The organism is Vibrio sp. Vb1554 (assembly GCF_033344235.1).
The window spans coordinates 1-1,148 of record NZ_JAWPOJ010000340.1 but is presented as its reverse complement, the minus strand read 5'-3'; the positions used below and the strand labels follow the sequence as shown (position 1 = coordinate 1,148).

1 protein-coding gene and 1 pseudogene are annotated in these 1,148 nt (G+C 44.9%); both read left to right on the top strand.

The features are described 5' to 3' along the window. Positions 1 to 552: pseudogene (locus R8N28_RS26135) on the top strand (paraquat-inducible protein B); the annotation flags it as partial. Then, on the top strand, positions 552 to 1,130 hold the full coding sequence (locus tag R8N28_RS26130; protein ID WP_005457982.1) for a membrane integrity-associated transporter subunit PqiC: 579 nt from the start codon (positions 552 to 554) through the stop codon (positions 1,128 to 1,130). The pseudogene R8N28_RS26135 and the gene R8N28_RS26130, both read left to right, overlap by 1 nt. Positions 1,131 to 1,148: the final 18 nt, after the last annotated feature.

Here is a 1,148-nt window from a genome sequence, read left to right as displayed (position 1 = left end):
AGTTTGCAAAAGGGCTTCGCGGCACACTAAAAACCGGGAATTTGTTGACTGGTGCACTGTACATTGACGCGGATTTTTATCCAGACGATACACCATATGAAGCAAACACGTATGAAGGGCTAGACGTATTCCCTACAATGCGAGGTGGCTTTGCACAGGTTCAGCGCCGAGTAAATGACTTCTTAAACAAGCTTAATAACTTGCCAATGGCAGATACATTAACGTCTCTGAACGCAACGTTGAAAACGTCTGAGCGCACCTTGGCGTCCGCAGAAAAAGTGGCGAATAGCATTGATAAGCTCTTAAGCCAAAAAGACACACAAGAGATCCCTGCAGATATTCGCCAAAGCTTGCAGCAACTGCAAAAAAACGCTGGATGGATACGGCCCTAACTCGACAATGTACAGTGAGATGGAATCGACATTGAAAGAGCTAGAGAAGGTGATGACGGAATTCAAACCTGTTTTAAAACAGCTAAATGAAAAACCAAACTCATTAGTATTTGGAGAAGATGAAGTGAAGGATCCAATTCCTGTTAGAGGGCAACAATAATGAAACGTGTATTTTTATTAGCGACAGCACTTGTAACCGGATTGACAGGATGCAGCAGCGCGCCAGAAACAACAGGGGCGCTGTATCTCCTACCTAAAGCTGAGACAAAAACGTCTAACCAGATGAGCGTTGCAGAACGACCTTTACTGGTGATTCGCCCGGCTCAACTCGCTAGTTACCTGAATGACAATAGTATTGTGTATCGCACATCAGATACTCAGATTGTTCAAGCCAAACGCCACCAGTGGGCTCAAAGTATTTCTGAGCAAATTACCCAACGTGTTGTGGCTGAGCTGCGCCAAAAACAAAGCGACTATTGGCCAGTTGAAATGAATAATCTTCTGGATCAAAGTGGAGAATCCAAGCTTCAACTTACTTTGAACAAGTTTAATGGTAGCTACCAAGGTAACGCAGAGATTGAAGGTGAATGGTTACTCATCGATGCAAGCGGCAACGTCGTTCGCAGCTCGCAAGTAAAAATATTGATGCCATTGCAAGATGAAGGCTACGACGCTCTGGTTGATGCACTGTCGGCAGGTTTGAACCAACTAACCGACGATATGGCTGCGCAGCTGTAGTAAACAGACACCAGATAC

Coding starts and splice junctions, on each gene's coding strand:
- R8N28_RS26130 (WP_005457982.1), top strand. CDS start 552: ATGAAACGTGTATTTTTATTAGCGACAGCACTTGTAACCGGATTGACA.